The sequence below is a fragment of the Streptomyces sp. SAS_281 genome, assembly GCF_052542855.1.
In genome coordinates, this window is the sequence record NZ_JBMNDO010000017.1 from 1 (window position 1) to 16,748 (window position 16,748).

The 16,748-nt window shown below is 72.1% G+C and carries 15 protein-coding genes; 5 read left to right on the top strand and 10 right to left on the bottom strand.

The window, feature by feature from the left end; all coding sequences use genetic code 11:
• Positions 1–65 precede the first annotated feature (65 nt).
• A complete protein-coding gene (locus ACN6LM_RS08995; RefSeq protein WP_445064821.1) occupies positions 66–1,037 on the top strand; it encodes a carbohydrate ABC transporter permease in 972 nt (323 codons plus the stop codon).
• Positions 1,034–1,936 carry a carbohydrate ABC transporter permease gene (locus tag ACN6LM_RS09000; RefSeq protein ID WP_445064766.1) on the top strand — a complete coding sequence of 301 codons (903 nt, stop codon included), beginning with the start codon at positions 1,034–1,036 and terminating at the stop codon, positions 1,934–1,936. Before ACN6LM_RS08995 ends, ACN6LM_RS09000 begins: the two co-directional genes overlap by 4 nt.
• A gap of 117 nt (positions 1,937–2,053) precedes the next feature.
• Here the strand turns inward: ACN6LM_RS09000 and manA are convergent, their stop codons facing one another.
• A complete protein-coding gene (gene manA / locus ACN6LM_RS09005) occupies positions 2,054–3,232 on the bottom strand; it encodes a mannose-6-phosphate isomerase, class I (protein WP_445064767.1) in 1,179 nt (392 codons plus the stop codon).
• A gap of 55 nt (positions 3,233–3,287) precedes the next feature.
• A complete protein-coding gene (locus tag ACN6LM_RS09010; protein ID WP_445064768.1) occupies positions 3,288–4,247 on the bottom strand; it encodes an ROK family protein in 960 nt (319 codons plus the stop codon).
• Positions 4,248–4,693: 446 nt separating this feature from the next.
• On the opposite strand from ACN6LM_RS09010, the gene ACN6LM_RS09015 reads away from it, so the two are divergent.
• On the top strand, positions 4,694–5,983 hold the full coding sequence (locus tag ACN6LM_RS09015; protein ID WP_445064769.1) for a cellulase family glycosylhydrolase: 1,290 nt from the start codon (positions 4,694–4,696) through the stop codon (positions 5,981–5,983).
• 145 nt (positions 5,984–6,128) lie between these two features.
• Positions 6,129–7,997 carry a transketolase gene (locus ACN6LM_RS09020; RefSeq protein WP_445064770.1) on the top strand — a complete coding sequence of 623 codons (1,869 nt, stop codon included), beginning with the start codon at positions 6,129–6,131 and terminating at the stop codon, positions 7,995–7,997.
• Between the two features lie 6 nt (positions 7,998–8,003).
• On the opposite strand, the gene ACN6LM_RS09025 is transcribed toward ACN6LM_RS09020, so the two are convergent.
• From ACN6LM_RS09025 to ACN6LM_RS09055, 7 genes are all read right to left on the bottom strand, one after another.
• Complete coding sequence (locus tag ACN6LM_RS09025) at positions 8,004–8,561, bottom strand: GNAT family N-acetyltransferase (protein WP_445064771.1); 558 nt, start codon at positions 8,559–8,561, stop codon at positions 8,004–8,006.
• 68 nt (positions 8,562–8,629) lie between these two features.
• A complete protein-coding gene (locus ACN6LM_RS09030; RefSeq protein WP_164398751.1) occupies positions 8,630–8,869 on the bottom strand; it encodes a LapA family protein in 240 nt (79 codons plus the stop codon).
• 121 nt (positions 8,870–8,990) lie between these two features.
• Positions 8,991–9,935 (bottom strand): S66 peptidase family protein, encoded by a 945-nt coding sequence (locus ACN6LM_RS09035; RefSeq protein WP_445064772.1) that lies wholly within the window; start codon positions 9,933–9,935, stop codon positions 8,991–8,993.
• Entirely contained in the window at positions 9,932–11,920 is a 1,989-nt protein-coding gene (locus tag ACN6LM_RS09040; RefSeq protein WP_445064773.1) for a prolyl oligopeptidase family serine peptidase, read from the bottom strand. Before ACN6LM_RS09040 ends, ACN6LM_RS09035 begins: the two co-directional genes overlap by 4 nt.
• A 24-nt stretch (positions 11,921–11,944) precedes the next feature.
• Positions 11,945–13,288, bottom strand: coding sequence for a M20/M25/M40 family metallo-hydrolase (locus ACN6LM_RS09045; RefSeq protein ID WP_445064774.1), 1,344 nt, complete (start codon positions 13,286–13,288; stop codon positions 11,945–11,947).
• The gene (locus tag ACN6LM_RS09050) at positions 13,281–14,114 is read right to left on the bottom strand and encodes a M55 family metallopeptidase (RefSeq protein WP_445064775.1); all 834 of its coding nucleotides are present in this window, start codon (positions 14,112–14,114) and stop codon (positions 13,281–13,283) included. Before ACN6LM_RS09050 ends, ACN6LM_RS09045 begins: the two co-directional genes overlap by 8 nt.
• 105 nt (positions 14,115–14,219) lie before the next feature.
• On the bottom strand, positions 14,220–15,197 hold the full coding sequence (locus ACN6LM_RS09055; protein ID WP_445064776.1) for a quinone oxidoreductase family protein: 978 nt from the start codon (positions 15,195–15,197) through the stop codon (positions 14,220–14,222).
• Positions 15,198–15,303: 106 nt separating this feature from the next.
• Here ACN6LM_RS09055 and ACN6LM_RS09060 point away from each other — a divergent pair, with 106 nt between their 5' ends.
• Positions 15,304–15,645: an ArsR/SmtB family transcription factor gene (locus ACN6LM_RS09060; protein WP_445064777.1), complete on the top strand. Its 342-nt coding sequence runs from the start codon at positions 15,304–15,306 to the stop codon at positions 15,643–15,645.
• Positions 15,646–15,677: 32 nt separating this feature from the next.
• On the opposite strand, the gene ACN6LM_RS09065 is transcribed toward ACN6LM_RS09060, so the two are convergent.
• Positions 15,678–16,679: an aldo/keto reductase gene (locus ACN6LM_RS09065; RefSeq protein ID WP_445064778.1), complete on the bottom strand. Its 1,002-nt coding sequence runs from the start codon at positions 16,677–16,679 to the stop codon at positions 15,678–15,680.
• Positions 16,680–16,748: the final 69 nt, after the last annotated feature.

Consider the following 16,748-nt stretch of genomic DNA (forward strand, 5'->3'; position numbering starts at 1 on the left):
GGGAGACCGGCCGGGCCCCGCCCCGCGCACACCGGATGACCGACGCGGACGACGAAAGGCCCGACATGACAGAGACGACCGAGGCGGTGAGCGTGACAAAGCGCCCTGCGACGCGCCGGCGGCGCGGCACCTCCCCCACGGGCGGCAGCCCTCGCACGCGCAGGACCCGGGGCCGGTCGCTCCGCCGCGCGACGCCATGGCTGTTCCTGCTGGCGCCGCTGGCCCTCCTGATCACGTTCACCTACGTGCCGGTGGGGAACATGATCTATTACAGCTTCACGGACTGGGACGGGATCAGCCCCGACCGGAACTTCACGGGCATGGACAACTACGTCCAGATCTTCACCCGGCCCGAGTTGTTCCGGGTCTTCTTCGTGAGCTTCTACTACCTCGCGGCGTCCGTGGTGCAGATCGTGGTCGCGCTGTACTTCGCCACCGTGCTCAGCTTCGACCTGCGGTTCCGCAACCTGTTCAAGGGGCTGCTCTTCTTCCCCTACCTCATCAACGGCGTGGCCATCGGTTTCGTCTTCCTGTACTTCTTCCAGGACGGCGGCACCCTGGACACGGTGCTCTCCTGGTTCGGCCAGAGCCCCGACCATGCGTGGCTGGGCGACCCGGCCTCGGCCAACACGTCCCTCGCCGGCGTCTCGGTGTGGCGTTTCACCGGGCTCAACTTCGTCCTGTTCCTCGGCGCGATCCAGTCCATTCCCGGCGAGCTGTACGAAGCCGCCCAGCTGGACGGCGCGAACAAGTGGGAGCAGTTCCGGCACATCATCGCTCCGAGCATCCGGCCGGTGCTCAGCCTGAGCGTCATCCTCGCGATCTCCGGATCGCTCGCGGTGTTCGAGATTCCCTGGATCATGACCGGGGGCGCGACCGGCACCTCCACGTTCGTCATCCAGACCGTGAAGCTCGCGTTCCAGTTCAACAAGACCGGGCTGGCATCGGCGGCCGCCGTGGTGCTGCTGCTGATCATTCTGCTGATCACCTGGATCCAGCGCCGGCTCGTGCCCGACGAAAAGGTGGACCTCGTATGACCACGGCCTCGCAGACCTCGGCCCCGAAGACCGCGGACCGAGTCCGCACCGCACCCGGTCGGCGACACGTCCGCACCCGCGGCCGGATCGGTCGGACACTCGTCTACGTGTCACTCGTCGCGGCCTCCCTGGTGGTGGTCCTCCCGCTCGCGGTCGTCTTCCTCACCTCACTGAAGACATCCTCGGAGGCCACCGACGGCGGAGCGCTGTCGCTTCCGGGCAACTGGCTGAACTTCGACAACTACGCGACCGCGTTCTCCGACGGCCAGATGCTCACTGCCTTCGGCAACACCGCGTTCATCCTTCTCTTCTCCATCACCGGCACCGTGCTCATCGGCTCGATGACGGCCTACGCCATCGACCGATTCCACTTCCGGGCGAGGAAGCTCGTGATGGCCCTCTTCCTGATCGCCACCCTCGTGCCCGGAGTCACCACGCAGGTCGCGACCTTCCAGGTCGTCAACAGCTTCGGCCTGTTCGACACCCGCTGGGCCCCGATCCTGCTGTACATGGGCACGGACATCGTCTCGATCTACATCTTCCTGCAGTTCATCCGCGGCATCCCCGTGTCGTTGGACGAAGCCGCGCGACTGGACGGGGCGAACTCGTTCACGATCTACCGCAAGATCATCTTCCCGCTGCTCAAGCCGGCGATCGCGACCGTGGTGATCATCAAGGGGATCACCGTCTACAACGATTTCTACATCCCCTTCCTGTACATGCCCTCACCGGAGCTCGGCACGGTCTCCACAGCCCTGTTCCGCTTCAAGGGGCCGTTCGGAGCCCACTGGGAGAACATCTCGGCGGGGGCCGTCCTCGTCATCGTCCCGACCCTGGTCGCCTTCCTCTTCCTCCAGCGCTACATCTACAACGGCTTCGCCCAGGGCGCGACCAAATAGCGGACATTCGCTCTCTCCGGACGCAGCCCGGTGCGGCTCAAAAGAATGCGGCCTCCTTCTCCGTGACCTTTGGAGAAGGAGGCCGCCGCATGGCAAAACCGGTTGAGCTCCTGGCTCTCAGCAGCAGGTGGCCCGGTAGAGCTCTCCGTCCCCCTCGACCACCACCCGCTCCCCCGCGGGCGCGTAGGCCGAGCCGCCCGGACGCAGCGGTACGACACCCTGCGGACCGCTCAGGCGCACGTGACCGCGCGTGCAGACGAGGATGTGCGGAGCCGCCGCGTCCAGGACCGCGGCAGGGCCGCCCGGCACCACCCGGACGCGCGAGAGCCGGAAATCGTCCACCGGCGCCGGGTACACGTCCTCCGGCCCGTCCGGGGACGGCCGCAGGACGTGTACGGGGCGAGCGTCGAACCGCACCACGCGCAGGAGTTCCGCGGTGTCCACGTGCTTGGACGTCAGACCGCAGCGCAGCACGTTGTCCGAAGCGGCCATGATCTCGACGGCCAGCCCTCGCACATAGGCGTGCGGAACACCCGCACCCAGGAAGAGCCCCTCGCCCGGGGCCGGCCGGACGGTCCGCAGCATCAGGGCCGCGAGCAGCCCGGCGTCCCCGGGGTACGCCCGCGCGACCGAGTCGTACAGGGCGAAGTCCGCCCGGTGCGGGCCCTCTCGCCGCGCCGCGCGGGCGACCGCGCCGGCCACCGCCGCGACGAGACCGGGCGGAGGCGCGAGAAAGGCGGAGAACACCGCACGCAGGGCGTCCTCCTCCGGCTGGGTGCGCAGGACCTTGCAGTACAGGGCGAGTTCGTCGACGCCAAGGACGGTGAGCAGCCCGGCGCACTCCGACGGCGTCCGGAAGCCGCACAGCCCCTCGAACGCGCCGAGGGCGACGACCATCTCCGGTTTGTGGTTGTCGTCGCGGTAGCTGCGGTGCGGAGCGTCGAGCGCGACGCCGGCGGCGTTCTCGATCCGGAAACCGGCCGCGGCCCGGGCCAGGTCGGGATGGACCTGGAGCGAGAGCGGCGCATCCGCCGCGAGCAGCTTGAGGAGGAACGGCAGCCGGGGGCCGAAGCGGCGGAGGACCGTGTCGCCCAGCTCGGCGGCCGGCGCGGCCTCGATCACGGCGTCGAGCGGCAGGTCGCCCTCGGAGCGCCGGACCAGGGAGGGGGCTGCGGGATGAGCCCCCATCCACAGTTCCGCCTGCGGCCGTCCGTCCGGGGCGACCCCCAGCAGGCCGGGCAGCGCCGTGGTGGAGCCCCAGGCGTAGGGGCGGACGGTGTTGACGAGTGGGTCCATGTGAGAGGTCCTTACGGCTCCGGCCGGCGGTCGGCCGTGCCCGGTTCGGCCGGCATCAGGAGTGCAGGGCGGGCACGGGACGGGACTCCAGTGCCGACGCGGCGACGGCCGCGGCGCCGACGAGCCCGGCGTCCAGCGCCAGGCCGGCGGTGACCACGGGGATGTCGCGCACGAAGTCGAGGACGGCGTAGTCGGCCAGTCGCCGCCGCAGCGGGCCGAACAGGACCTCTCCCGCCTGAGCCACCCCGCCGCCGATGACCACGCGCTCCAGCTCCACGAGTGCCGCCGTCGCGGCGATCGCGGCGGCCAGGGCGCGCGCGGCACGGTCGTAGGCCGCCCGCGCCCGCGCGTCGCCGCCGCGGGCCGCCTCCGCGACCGCGGCCGCGGTCGGCGCGACGCCCGGCGGCGCGGTCCAGCCGAGTGCCCGGGCATGGGCCGCGATGGCCGTCCCGCTGGCGAAGGTCTCCACGCAGCCCGGCGCACCGCAGGGGCAGCGGGGGCCGTCGAGATCGACCGTGATGTGACCGATGTGCCCGGCGTTGCCCGTCCGGCCGCCGTGCACCCTGCCGTCCAGGACCAGGCCGCCTCCGACGCCCGTCGAGACCACCATGCACAGGGCGTTGGCCACACCGCGCGCGGCGCCGAGCCAGTGTTCGGCGGCGGTCATGGCCACGGCGTCCCCGACGAGGACGGGCTCGACGCCCGCCGGGGTCTCCGGATGGCTGCGGACGAGCTCGACCAGCGGGAACTCCCGCCACGCCGGAATGTTCACCGGGCTCACGGTGCCACCGGCCGTGTCGACCGGCCCCGCACTGGCGATCCCCAGGCACGTGACGCCGGCCCACGCCGGATGAGCCGCGAGCTCGCCCTGTACGGCCGCGACGGCGGCGGCCATCTCCTCGGCGGGGCGCCGGGCGGGGGTGGGCCGCTGGACGCGCGTGAGCAGGCGCCCGTTCTCGTCCACGAGCGCCCCGGCGATCTTGGTCCCACCTATGTCAAGTGCTCCGTACACCATTGCTGTTCCGCCCTTCCATGCCGGGACGCACATCGCCCCCGGCCGTACTCTGCCCGCCCTTGACAACGTTGTCTAGCCTTGTTGAGCAAGTTGAGTAATGGTTTGGCAAATTTCGCACTTTCGGGCGACCTCGGGATGCCTCGCGAATGCACCTTCAACAGCCCTCATTTCCCCCGACCGCTTCGCGGCGGGGAAACCGTGAACGAAATACGGGCGACACGTCTATTGACATGAATGGAACATCCAGTGCCTCATATGAGGGCAACGCCGGGCCGGTGCCGAACACCGCGCGGCGAGCCCGATTCCCCCTCCGCTCCAGCAGGTTGACCACCCGTCAGCCACCCGCCCGGGTGCCACTTCTGACAACGTTGTCCACAACGTGGAGTGCCCCGGGTCCCCGTCGAGCGGCTGCGGACCTCTCACCCATGCCCCCTGAGGAGAGCCCCATGAAGAAACCCCCCGGAAGCTCCCTGCTCGCGACCGTCACGGCCCTGGCCACCGGCGTGGCCGGCGTCCTGTTGTCCGTCCTCGGTCCCGTCGGTGCCGCACAGGCCGCCGACACGGGTCTCCATGTCAGCGACGGACGGCTGTACGAGGCCAACGGCAACGAGTTCGTGATGCGCGGCGTCAACCACGCGTACGCCTGGTACCCGGAGCAGACCACCGCCATCTCCGACATCGCCGCCAAGGGGGCCAACACGGTCCGCGTCGTTCTGGGCAGCGGCGACCGCTGGACGAAGACCACCACGTCGCAGGTGTCCTCGCTCATCGCGCAGTGCAAGGCCGCGAAGGTCATCTGCGTGCTGGAGGCACACGACACCACCGGCTACGGCGAGGACTCCGCCGCCACGTCGCTGGACAAGGCGGCCGACTACTGGATCAGCGTCAAGAGCGCGCTGGAGGGCCAGGAGGACTACGTCGTCGTCAACATCGGCAACGAACCGTTCGGGAACACGGGCTACACCGGGTGGACCTCGGCCACCAAGAACGCCATCGGCAAGCTGCGCGCCGCCGGGCTGCGGCACGCCCTGATGGTGGACGGTCCGAACTGGGGCCAGGACTGGTCCGGCACCATGCGGGACAACGCCGCTTCCGTCTTCGCCTCCGACCCGGACCGCAACACCGTCTTCTCCATCCACATGTACGGGGTCTACGACACGGCCGCCGAGGTGCGGGACTACCTGAACCACTTCGTGGACCACGCGCTCCCCGTCGTGGTGGGCGAGTTCGGCAACGCGCACAGCGACGGAAACCCGGACGAGGACGCGATCATGGCCACCGCCCAGTCACTGCGGCTCGGCTACATCGGCTGGTCGTGGAGCGGCAACGGCGGCGGAGTCGAGTACCTCGACCTCGTCAACGGATTCGACCCGAACTCGCTGACCAGCTGGGGCGACCGCCTCTTCAACGGCAGCAACGGCATCGTCGCCACCTCCGTCCGCGCCACGGTCTACGGCAGCGGTTCGAGCGGCGGTGACGGAGGCACGGGTACGGCTCCCGACGGATACCCGTACTGCGCCAACGCCTCCTCCGACCCCGACGGCGACGGCTGGGGCTGGGAGAACAGCCGCTCCTGCGTCGTACGGGGCAGCGCACCGGACACGGGTTCCGGCACGGGTACGGCTCCCAACGGATACCCGTACTGCGCCAACGCCTCCTCCGACCCCGACGGCGACGGCTGGGGCTGGGAGAACAGCCGCTCCTGCGTCGTACGGGGCAGCCGGGCCGACGCCTGACGGACGGGGTCTGCCGGCCAGCGCGCGGGCGTCGGCCGGCAGGCCCCACAGCGCAAACGAGGGCAACCTGCCCCCGGAAGGTGATGGACCGCCCGGATTCGGGAACCCGTTCCGTCGTCCCGCCCTCACGCGAAAGGTCCGGCCCATGACCAGCGAACAGACCAGCACACTCGGCCCCGACAGCGATCTCACCGAAATCTTCGAGCTCGCCCAGCAGCTGCGGGTGGACTCGGTGCGCGCCAGCACCTCGGCGGGGTCCGGGCACCCCACGTCCAGCCTGTCGGCGGCCGATCTGATGGCGGTCCTCATGACCCGGCATCTGCGGTACGACTGGGACGCGCCCGAGAATCCGGCCGGTGACCACCTGGTCTTCTCCAAGGGCCACGCCTCGCCGCTGCTCTACGCCATGTTCAAGGCCGCCGGTGCCGTCACCGACGAGGAGCTGATGACGACGTACCGCCGCTTCGGCCACCGGCTCCAGGGCCACCCCACACCCGAGCTGCCCTGGGTGGACGTGGCGACCGGCTCGCTGGGCCAGGGCATCGCCTACGGAGTGGGCATCGCGCTCGCCGGGCGGGACCTGGAGAAGCAGCCTTACCGGGTGTGGGTGCTGTGCGGGGACAGCGAGATGGCCGAGGGGTCCGTCTGGGAGGCCCTGGACAAGGCCGGCCAGCACAAGCTGGGCAACTTCACCGCGATCATCGACGTCAACCGCCTCGGCCAGTCCGGCCCCACCGAGCTGGAGTGGGACACCGGCACCTACGCGCGCCGCGTCGAGGCGTTCGGCTGCCGGGCCCTCGTGGTCGACGGCCACGACCTGGCCGAGGTCGACCGGGCCCTGAAGACGGCGGCGGACGGCAGCGCTCCCACCGTGATCGTCGCGAAGACGGTCAAGGGGCGCGGGGTGAGCGAGGTCGCCGACAAGGAGGGCTGGCACGGCAAGCCGCTCCCCGAGGACCTCGCCGAGCGCGCGGTCGAGGAGCTGGGCGGCGTCCGTGACCTGCGGGTGGAGGGCCCCCGGCCGCCGAAGGCCGCCCCCGCCGCGAAGCGCACGGGCGGAGCCGTGGAGCTGCCGCGCTTCGAGAAGGGGGACGAGGTCGCCACCCGGGTCGCCTTCGGCAAGGCGCTGGTGGCGCTCGGGGTACGGCCCGAGGTCGTCGCCCTGGACGCCGAGGTCGGCAACTCCACACACTCGGAGGACTTCAAGAAGGCGTACCCGGACCGCTTCTTCCAGACGTACATCGCGGAGCAGCAGATGGTCGCCGAGGCCGTCGGCATGGCCGTGCGCGGCTTCCGCCCGTACGCGACGACGTTCGCGGCGTTCCTCACCCGGGCACACGACTTCATCCGCATGGCGGCCGTCTCGGAGATCACGATGGCGCTCTGCGGGACGCACAGCGGGGTGGAGATCGGCGCGGACGGGCCCTCTCAGATGGGCGTCGAGGACCTGGCGATGATGCGCGCGGTGCGCGGCTCGACCGTGCTCTACCCGAGCGACGCGACCTCGGCGGCGGCCCTGACCGTGGCCATGGCGGACATCGACGGGATCTCGTACCTGCGCACCACGCGCGGCGCGTACCCGGTGCTGTACGGGAGCGGGGAGACGTTCCCCGTGGGCGGCTCGAAGACGCTGCGCCACGGCGACGACGACCAGGTCACCCTGGTCAGCGCCGGGGTCACGCTGCACGAGTGCCTGGCCGCCGCCGATCTGCTGGCCGAGGACGGCGTACGGGCCCGGGTCATCGACCTCTACTCCGTCAAGCCGATCGACGCCGACGCGCTGGCTCTCGCTGCCCGCGAGACCGGGGCCCTGGTCGTGGTGGAGGACCACCACCCGGAGGGCGGCATCGGCGAGGCGGTGCTGTCGTCGCTCGCGGAGTCCGGCAGCCACCCGGGCTTCGTCCACCTCGCCGGGAGCGACCTGCCCGGGTCCGGCACCACGGCGGAGCTGCTCGACGCGGCGGGGATCTCGCGCACGCACATCGCGGACGCGGCGCGCAGCCTGGTCAAGTAGCCGGCGTCAAGCGGGGCGGCGCATCTCCGCGGTGATCGCCCAGCGTTCGTGGTCGCGCCAGGCGCCGTCGATGTGCAGGAAGTCCGGCGAGTAGCCCTCCAGCCGGAAGCCCGCCCCGCGCACGAGCGCGATCGACCCCTCGTTGTCCGGCTGGATGTTGGCTTCGAGGCGGTGCAGGGCGAGCGGGCCGAAGGCGTGGTCCAGGACGAGGCCCAGCCCCTCGCCCATGAGGCCGCGCCCGGCCGCGTGCGCGAAGGCGCCGTAGCCGAGGGCGCCGCAGCGGAAGGCTCCGGCGACGATGTTGTTGATGTTGATGAACCCGGCGATCGCCCCCGCCCCGCCGGCCGCGTCCCGTTCGCAGACGAGGAACCCGGCCCGCGCCGGGTCCTCGATGAGCGCGCCCGCGTAGGCGGCGTACGTCTCGGGCGTGGTGGGCGGGAACAGCCAGGGCCGGTGCAGAGCGGTGCTCTCCCGGGCCCGGGCGGTGAACTCGTCGGCGTCGCCGGGGGTGAAGGGGCGGATCGCCGCGCGCGGTCCCTCGGCGAGGTGGCGGGTGTCGGACATCGTCCCAGCTTAGAGCGGCCGTGCGGGCAGGGCCTGTGCACCCTGCCCGCACGGCCGTTGCCGCGCTTCTACCTGGACCGCCTGCGGAAGACATAGGCGCCGCACGCCATGCCCGCCAGGAACATCACGACCAGCCATACGTAGAGCGGCGCCGTCACCAGCGGGACGATGAGGCGGACCTCGACGTCCTTGGTGTTCTCGGCGATGAACACGATCGACAGGACCGCGATCACGAGGACCAGGATGCGGGCCGGGGTGAAGGCCCCGCTGCCGCTCTTCCCGCTGCTCGACACGTCCTTCGGGCTCATGAGCAGCCCCTTTCCCGGCCCTGGTACGGCCGTCGCCCGGGGCTCCAGGATGGCTCCGCCCCCGTCCCCGCGGGCGGAGATGTTCGGCCATTCGGGTGACGGAGGCAGGGGCACCGGCCGGTCAGAGCAGTGCGGGTACCTCGACCGTGAGGGTGGCCGGACCGCCGTCCACCGGAGCATCGAGCACCGCCGGCACCCCGAGCGGGACGGTGAGCCCGGTGGGCCCGTGCCCGAAGCCCAGCTCCTCCACGACCGGGACGCCGAGCGCACCCAGCCGGTCCGCGAGCACCGCCCGCACCCGTTCGTAGGGCCCGCACCCCGCCCAGGACCCGCAGGCCACCCCGGCGACCCCGTCGAGCGCCCCGGCCCGCAGCAGCTGGGTGAGGATGCGGTCCAGGCTGTACGGGTCCTCGGTGGTGTCCTCGATGAGGAGCAGCCCGCCCCGGGCCGAGCGACGGGCGTGCGGGGTGCCCAGGTCGGCGGCGAGCAGGCTCACGCAGCCGCCGTAGGTGATGCCGCGCGCCCGGCCCGGCACCAGCGCCCGCGCCTCCTCCAGGCCCAGGGTCAGCCGGGTACCGGGCTCGAAGAGCGTGGCCCGCAGCGACTCCTGGGTGCGGGGGTCCTTGAGGAAGGTCTCGGTCCCCGCCATCGGCCCGTGCAGGGTGGCGAAACCGGTCCGCAGCGCGAACGCCTCGTGGAGCACGGTGACATCGCTGTAGCCGACGAACACCTTGGGCCCGGCGGCGCGCACCGCCGCCCAGTCCACCAGGTCGACCATGCGGTGCGCCCCGTACCCGCCGCGCGCGCAGATCACCGCGTCCACGGCCGGGTCGCACCACGCGTCCTGGAGGTCCCGGGCCCGGGCCTCGTCCGTACCGGCGAGGTAGTCCAGGTCGCGGTGCACATCCAGCACATGGGGCATCGGCACGGGGTCGAGGCCCCAGCCGCGCAGGATGTCCAGGCCGGGTTCCAGCCGGTCGGCGGGGACGGGTCCGCTCGGCGAGACCACGGCGACCCGGGCCCCGGGGCGCAGCCGGGCGGGGCGGGCCAGCGGGGTGAGGGTCACCGCTTCAGCTCCAGGACGGCCACGTCGGGCCGGTCGAAGCCGAACACCTGGGCGTAGAGGGAGAGCTCGGACTCCAGCGCGTCGATCATCGTGCCGGCGCGGCGGAAGCCGTGGCCCTCGCCCGGGTAGGTGCGGTAGGCGTGCGGGATGCCTCGCCCCTCGACGGCGGCGAGGAAGCGTTCGCACTGCACGGGCGGACAGATGGGGTCGTCCTCGCCCTGGAGCAGCAGGAACGGCGCGGTGAGCCGGTCGGTGCGGCCGACCGGGGAGCGTTCCCGGTAGCGCTCGGGGACCTCGGCGAGCGGGCCCACCAGCGATTCCAGGTACTGGGACTCGAAGTCGTGGGTCTCGTCGGTGCCCCAGCCGGCGAGGTCGAGGATCGGGTAGATGACGGTGCCGCAGGCGTAGACGTCGGTGCCGGTCAGCGAGGCTGCGCTGGTCCAGCCGCCGGCGCTGCCGCCCCGGATGGCGAGCCGGTCCGGGTCGGCGGTGCCCTCGGCGGCCAGCGTCCCGGCGACGGCGGCGCAGTCCTCGACGTCCACGACGCCCCACTGCTCGCGCAGCCGGTTGCGGTAGGCGCGGCCGTATCCGGCGGAGCCCCCGTAGTTGACCTCGGCGACGCCGATGCCGCGTGAGGTGAAGTAGGCGATCTCCAGGTCCAGGACGAGCGCCGCGTGCCCGGTGGGGCCGCCGTGGGCCCACACCACATAGGGCGGCAACTCGCCTGCGGTCCCTTGGTGCCCGGGGTTGCGCGGCGGGTAGATCTGGGCGTGGATCTCGCGTCCGCCGGGCCCGGTGAAGGTGCGCAGGACGGGTTCCGGGTAGTACGCGGGGTCGACCGCGTCCTCGTGGGGGGTGCCGATGACCCGGGTGCGGCCGGTGGCGGTGTCCAGCTCCACGATCTCGTAGCCGCTGTGCGGGCTCGCGGCGACGCCGGTGACACGGGAGCCGCGCACGGTGAGCGTCGGCACCCACTCGGTCCACGGCCCGGCGATGTCGACCAGCTCGCAGGTCTCCGGGTCGAGTATGCCGAGGGTGGTGGTGCCCTTGCCGTGCAGGACGGCGATCAGCCCGTTCTCCAGGGGGCGGAACCAGACCAGCCCGATCTTCCAGAGCGGGCCGGCGAACTCCTCCTCGCGCGGGCACAGTTCCCGGATCTCGCCGCTGTCCGGGTCGAGCCGGCACAGGTTCCACCAGCCGCTGCGGTCGCTCGCCAGGAGCAGCCGCCCGTCGGCGGTCCACTGGACCTGGGGCACGGATTCCTCGGGGCCGCCGGCGACGGCCCGGACGTCCTGGAAGGTGCCGTCGTCACCGATGTCCGCGACCAGCACGTCGGTGCCGTCCCAGGGCATGCGCGGATGGTCCCAGCCGATCCACGCGGCGCGCCGCCCGTCGGGCGACACCTCGGGGCCGGTGACGAAACGGTGCCGTCCGTGCTCGAGTTCGCGTACGGCGGACCGGTCGCCGGCCGCCGATCCGTCCAGGGGAACGGCGGCGAGGACCCGGCGCAGCTGGGTGGGCGCGTCGCCGGTGAACTCCTCCAGGACGCACCACACCTCGCCGGCCGCGCCCCGGCCGGGGTGGAGGCGCGGGTCGACCCAGCGCAGTCCGCCGCCGACGGCGGAGACGGGGGTGAGCGGCCACGGTTCGCGGTCGCCGTCGGGCGCGTGGGCGTACAGCCGCTGGTCGGCGAAGTGGACGAAGACGACCAGGGGGCCGCCCTCCGCCCGCTCGGTGCCGGCCCAGGGCTGTCCGCCGTACTCGATGACACGGCTGCGGACGTCCCAGGGGGCGGGCAGTTCGGTGGTGGTGCCGTCGGCGGTGCGGCGGACCAGGGCGCGCCTGCCGGCTTCGGCGGGGCGCGGTTCGGTCCACCACAGCTCGTCGCCGACCGCGCCGGTGTACTCGGGCCGTCCGTCGTGGGAGGCGGCGAGTGCGGCGTCGATCGGTGAGGGCCAGCTGCCGTGGGGCTGTGCGGTGGGCATGGGTGTCGGTCTCCCCCGAGCGGTTCAGGCGGTGCGCAGGTAGTGGTCCAGGACCCGGACGCCGAAGTGCAGCGCGTCGACGGGGACGCGTTCGTCCACGCCGTGGAAGAGGGCCTGGTAGTCGAAGCCGACGGGCAGCTTCAGCGGCGAGAAGCCGTAGCCGGTGATGCCGAGCCGGGAGAACTGCTTGGCGTCGGTGCCACCGGACATGCAGTAGGGCACGACGTGACCGTCCGGGTCGAACCGTTCGATGGCGGCCCGGAGCCTGCCGTACGTGGGTGAGTCGACCGGGGCCTGGAGGGCGACCTCGCGGTGGGCGAACTCCCAGTCGACCGAGGGGCCGGTGAGCCGGTCCAGGGTGGTGTGGAACTCCTCGTCGCCGCCGGGGACGGTCCGGCCGTCGATGTAGGCGGTGGCGTGGCCCGGGATCACATTGACCTTGTAACCGGCGTCCAGCATCGTCGGGTTGGAGCTGTTGCGGACGGTCGGGGCGACGAGGGCCGCGGCCGGTCCGATCTTGCCGAGGAGTTCGTCCACGTCGAAGCCGGGGGCGTCGAGGTCGGGGTGGATGCCGTGCAGCGCGGCGAGTTCGGTGAGCGCGGCGCGGACCGTCGGGGTGAGCCGGACCGGCCACTCGTGCTCGCCGATGCGGGTGACGGCGGCGGCGAGCGCGGTGACGGCGTTGGCGCGGTTGACCTTGGAGCCGTGGCCGGCTTTGCCGTGGGCGGTGAGCTTCAGCCACCCGGTGCCGCGTTCGCCGGCGCCGATGGGGTACAGCGGCATGTTCGGCCCGGCGTGGAAGGTGAAGGCGCCAGACTCACTGATGCCCTCCGTGCACCCGTCGAAGAGGGCGGCGTGCCGGTCGGCGAGGAAGCCGGAGCCGTCCTCGGCGCTGGCTTCCTCGTCGGCGGTGTACGCGATGACGATGTCGCGGCGGGGGCGGATGCCGGCCCGGGCCCAGAACCGGACGACGGCCAGGACCATCGCGTCCATGTTCTTCATGTCGATGGCGCCGCGCCCCCACACGGTCCCGTCCCGGACCTCGCCCGAGAAGGGGTGCACCGTCCAGTCGGCGGCCTCGGCCGGCACCACGTCGAGGTGGCCGTGGACCAGGAGGGCGGGGGCGGACGGGTCGGTACCGGGAATCCGGGCGACCACGTTGGTACGGCCGGGGGTGCGTTCCAGGAGCGCGGGTTCCAGGCCGGTGGCGGCCAGGCGCTCGGCGACGTACTCGGCGGCGGGGCGTTCGCGGCAGTCGCCACCGCCCCGGTTGGTGGTGTCGATGCGGATCAGCTCGGAGGTGAACGTCACCGCTTCGTCGAGCGCCAGGGCGTCGACGGAGTCCTGGGGGGCGGTCGCCTCAGCCATACTGCTCCTCCACGGCGGACGAGACGATCGTCGTCACCGCCTTGAACGTGCGGATACCTTCGTACATCGTCGCGCTGGTGTAGGAGACCCGCCTCTCGCCGCTCGTCGCCACCCCGGGTACGACGGTGGCCGCGGCGGCCAGGTGTTCGGCGTCGAATTCCAGCTCCACGGCGAACGGGCCGCCCTCCACCGGCGTGTACCGGCCGGCCAGGGAGACGGCCCGGGCGGCGGCCGCCCGGATGTCGGCGGCGGTACGGGCGGGGGTGCGGCAGACGGCGGCGTACCGCGACACGTAGTCCTTGACGGCCACCTTCGCCGCGTCGGGGGCGTACCCCTCGGCGTCCGCACAGGTCAGGTCGTCACCGGTGACGAGGACGACGGGGACGCCGTACTCGGCGGCGACATGGGCGTTGAGCAGGCCCTCGCCGGCCCTTACGCCGTTCAGCCACACCCCGGTGATGGAGTTGGCGAGGTAGGTGTGGGCGAGGACGCCCTCCGTACCGGCCCCGGTGTGATAGCCGACGAAGGCGACCGCGTCGACGTCGCCGTGCTGGATGCCCTCGACCATGCTGAGCGACTTGTGCTTGCCGGTGAGCATCTGGACGCGGTCGTCCAGTCTCTCCAGGAGCAGGTTGCGCATGGTCCAGTGGGCCTCGTTGATCAGCACCTCGTCCGCTCCCCCGTCGTAGAAGCCGAGGGCGGCGGCGTTGACGTCGGAGGTGAACAGGGAGCGGCACCGCTCCCACTGCGGCGTGCCGGGCAGCACGTCGGCCGGCCAGGTCACGCCGGTGGCGCCTTCCATGTCGGCGCTGACGAGGATCTTCATGCGGCCACACGGTACGCGCCGATGAACTCCCAGGCCAGAGGTACCGGGACCTCCACAGGTCCATTCCAATGACGGCCCCGGCGGCCGTGTGCGCCCGGCGGACGATCAGTCGGCGACGCGCAGGAGGAGCTTGCCCGTGGAGGTGCGTCCCTCCATCAGCCGGTGCGCGTCGGCCGCGTCCCGCAGCGCGAACTCGGCCGTCACCGGGAGCGTCACCCGGCCGTCGGCGACCGCGCGGAAGGCGCGTTCGGCGAGGGCGCGCAGGGCGGCGGGGTCGGACTGCGCGAGGCTGAGGATCGAGAAGCCGGCGACCGACCGGCCGCCCGGGTAGAGCTCGGGCTGCCCGACCTGCCAGGGCGCACCCCCGCCCGCGTTGCCGAAGGAGACCAGGCGTCCGAAGACCGCGAGCACGTCGAGGCCGCGGCGCAGCGTGTCACCGCCGACCGCGTCGAGCACCAGGTCGACGCCCCGTCCGCCCGTGGCGCGGCGGACCTCGTCCGGGAAGGTGTCGCCGACGAACACCTCGTCGTAGCCGTGGTCGAGGGCGTACGCGGCCTTGCCGGCCGAGGACACCACTCCGTACACGGCTCCGGCGCCGGACACGCGGGCCAGTTGCCCGGCCGCCGTGCCGACGCCGCCGGCCGCGCCCTGCACCAGCACGGTCTCACCGGCCCGCAGCCGGCCTATCTCGTGGAGCAGGGCGTGTGCGGTGGGCAGCACGGTGGGCAGGGTGGCCGCCGTGCGCAGGCCGATGCCGTCCGGGAGCGGGAAGACGGTGGCGGCGGGGACCGTCACCACCTCCGCGTATCCGCCGCCGGCCAGGAACGCGGTCACCTCCTGACCGGGGCTCAGCCCCTCGACGCCCGCGCCGACGGCCCGGACGCGGCCGGAGATCTCCAGGCCGGGCACGAAGGGCAGCGACGGCACCTGGTAGCCCTCGGAACGGGCCTTGAGGTCCGCGAAGTTGACGCCCGCGTAGACGGCGTCGATGGTCACCTGTCCGGAACCGGGTTCCGGCACGGGCCGCTCGGTGACGGTCAGCACCTCGGGCCCGCCGTACTTCTCGACCTCGACCGTACGCATGACAGACCGCCCCCTGGAGGTAGTGTTCGACGAAAAGCGAACACTCGGACTGTATGATATTCATCGAACACTCGGCAAGTGACCCGCACAGGAGACAGGAGGGGCCATGGCCCGGCAGCCGGCGGGGGGCGGACACCGGCCCGCCCCCGTGCACACGGACCCCGCCGAGGTGACGGTGCTCGCCGCACTGTCGGCACTGGCGGACCCGGTCCGCCTCCAGCTGGTCCGCGAGCTGGCGTGCTCCGAGGACTGGACGCGCACCTGTGGCAGCTTCGACGTCCCCGTCGGCAAAGCCGCGCTCAGCCACCACTTCACGGTGCTGCGCGGAGCGGGCCTCGTCGAGCAGCGCGACGAGGGGCCCAAACGGGTCAACCGGCTGCGCCGCGCGGAGTTCGGCGCCCGCTTCCCCGGCCTGCTGGAGCTGCTGCTGCGGCCGGACGAGGTCTGATCCCCACGACGCCCGGTCCGGCCGCCGGCGGGTCAGCGCCGCTTGGCGCCCTTCAGCAGCTTCTCGATCCGGGCGAGTTCCTTGTCGGTGAAGTCCAGGTTCCGGACCGTCTCGACGTTGTTCTCCAGCTGCGCGACGCTGCTCGCGCCGACCACGGCGGAGGTGACGCGCCCGCCGCGCAGCACCCAGGCCAGGGCCAGCTGGGCGAGCGACTGGCCGCGCGCGGCGGCGAGTTCGTTCAGTTCACGCAGCCGGGACACCAGGTCCGGGGTCACCGCCTCGGCCGACAGGAAGGGGCTGCTGCCGGCGGCGCGGGAACCCTCCGGGATGCCGTTGAGGTAGCGGTCGGAGAGGATGCCCTGTTCGAGCGGCGAGTACGCGATGGAGCCGACGCCCAGCTCGTCCAGGGCGGTGAGCAGTCCGTCCTCGGGCCGGCGGTCGAGCATCGAGTAGCGCGGCTGGTGGATGAGGAGCGGGGTGCCCAGGTCCTTCAGGATGCGGGCGGCCTCACGGGTCTGCTCGGGTGAGTAGTTGGAGACGCCGACGTAGAGCGCCTTGCCCTGGCGCACCGCCGCGTCGAGCGCGCCCATTGTCTCTTCGAGCGGGGTCTCGGGGTCCGGCCGGTGCGAGTAGAAGATGTCGACGTAGTCCAGGCCGAGCCGGGTGAGGCTCTGGTCCAGCGAGGCCAGCAGGTTCTTGCGCGAACCCCACTCCCCGTACGGGCCGTCCCACATCAGGTAGCCGGCCTTGGTGGAGACGATGATCTCGTCCCGGTGGGCGGCGAAGTCCGTGGCGAGCGCCCTGCCCATCGCGGTCTCGGCGGAGCCGGGCGGCGGGCCGTAGTTGTTGGCCAGGTCGAAGTGGGTGATGCCGAGGTCGAAGGCGCGGCGCAGGATCTCGCCCTGGGTCTGCGGTGTCCGGTCCCCGCCGAAGTTGTGCCACAGGCCGAGCGACAGGGCGGGCAGCTTCAGGCCGCTGCGCCCGGTGCGCCGGTAGGGCATGTTCGCGTAGCGGTCGGCGGACGGGATGTACATGCGGGCTCCATAGGAGAGGCGTTCCGGCCATGACCGGCAGGACACCCCAAGGCTGGCCCACTTCGATCC

Excerpts from the sequence above, each read along its gene's own strand:
- ACN6LM_RS08995 (WP_445064821.1), top strand. The coding sequence starts at position 66 with ATGACAGAGACGACCGAGGCGGTGAGCGTGACAAAGCGCCCTGCGACG.
- ACN6LM_RS09000 (WP_445064766.1), top strand. The coding sequence starts at position 1,034 with ATGACCACGGCCTCGCAGACCTCGGCCCCGAAGACCGCGGACCGAGTC.
- manA (WP_445064767.1), bottom strand. The coding sequence starts at position 3,232 with ATGGACCCACTCGTCAACACCGTCCGCCCCTACGCCTGGGGCTCCACC.
- ACN6LM_RS09010 (WP_445064768.1), bottom strand. The coding sequence starts at position 4,247 with ATGGTGTACGGAGCACTTGACATAGGTGGGACCAAGATCGCCGGGGCG.
- ACN6LM_RS09015 (WP_445064769.1), top strand. The coding sequence starts at position 4,694 with ATGAAGAAACCCCCCGGAAGCTCCCTGCTCGCGACCGTCACGGCCCTG.
- ACN6LM_RS09020 (WP_445064770.1), top strand. The coding sequence starts at position 6,129 with ATGACCAGCGAACAGACCAGCACACTCGGCCCCGACAGCGATCTCACC.
- ACN6LM_RS09025 (WP_445064771.1), bottom strand. The coding sequence starts at position 8,561 with ATGTCCGACACCCGCCACCTCGCCGAGGGACCGCGCGCGGCGATCCGC.
- ACN6LM_RS09030 (WP_164398751.1), bottom strand. The coding sequence starts at position 8,869 with ATGAGCCCGAAGGACGTGTCGAGCAGCGGGAAGAGCGGCAGCGGGGCC.
- ACN6LM_RS09040 (WP_445064773.1), bottom strand. The coding sequence starts at position 11,920 with ATGCCCACCGCACAGCCCCACGGCAGCTGGCCCTCACCGATCGACGCC.
- ACN6LM_RS09045 (WP_445064774.1), bottom strand. The coding sequence starts at position 13,288 with ATGGCTGAGGCGACCGCCCCCCAGGACTCCGTCGACGCCCTGGCGCTC.
- ACN6LM_RS09050 (WP_445064775.1), bottom strand. The coding sequence starts at position 14,114 with ATGAAGATCCTCGTCAGCGCCGACATGGAAGGCGCCACCGGCGTGACC.
- ACN6LM_RS09055 (WP_445064776.1), bottom strand. The coding sequence starts at position 15,197 with ATGCGTACGGTCGAGGTCGAGAAGTACGGCGGGCCCGAGGTGCTGACC.
- ACN6LM_RS09060 (WP_445064777.1), top strand. The coding sequence starts at position 15,304 with ATGGCCCGGCAGCCGGCGGGGGGCGGACACCGGCCCGCCCCCGTGCAC.
- ACN6LM_RS09065 (WP_445064778.1), bottom strand. The coding sequence starts at position 16,679 with ATGTACATCCCGTCCGCCGACCGCTACGCGAACATGCCCTACCGGCGC.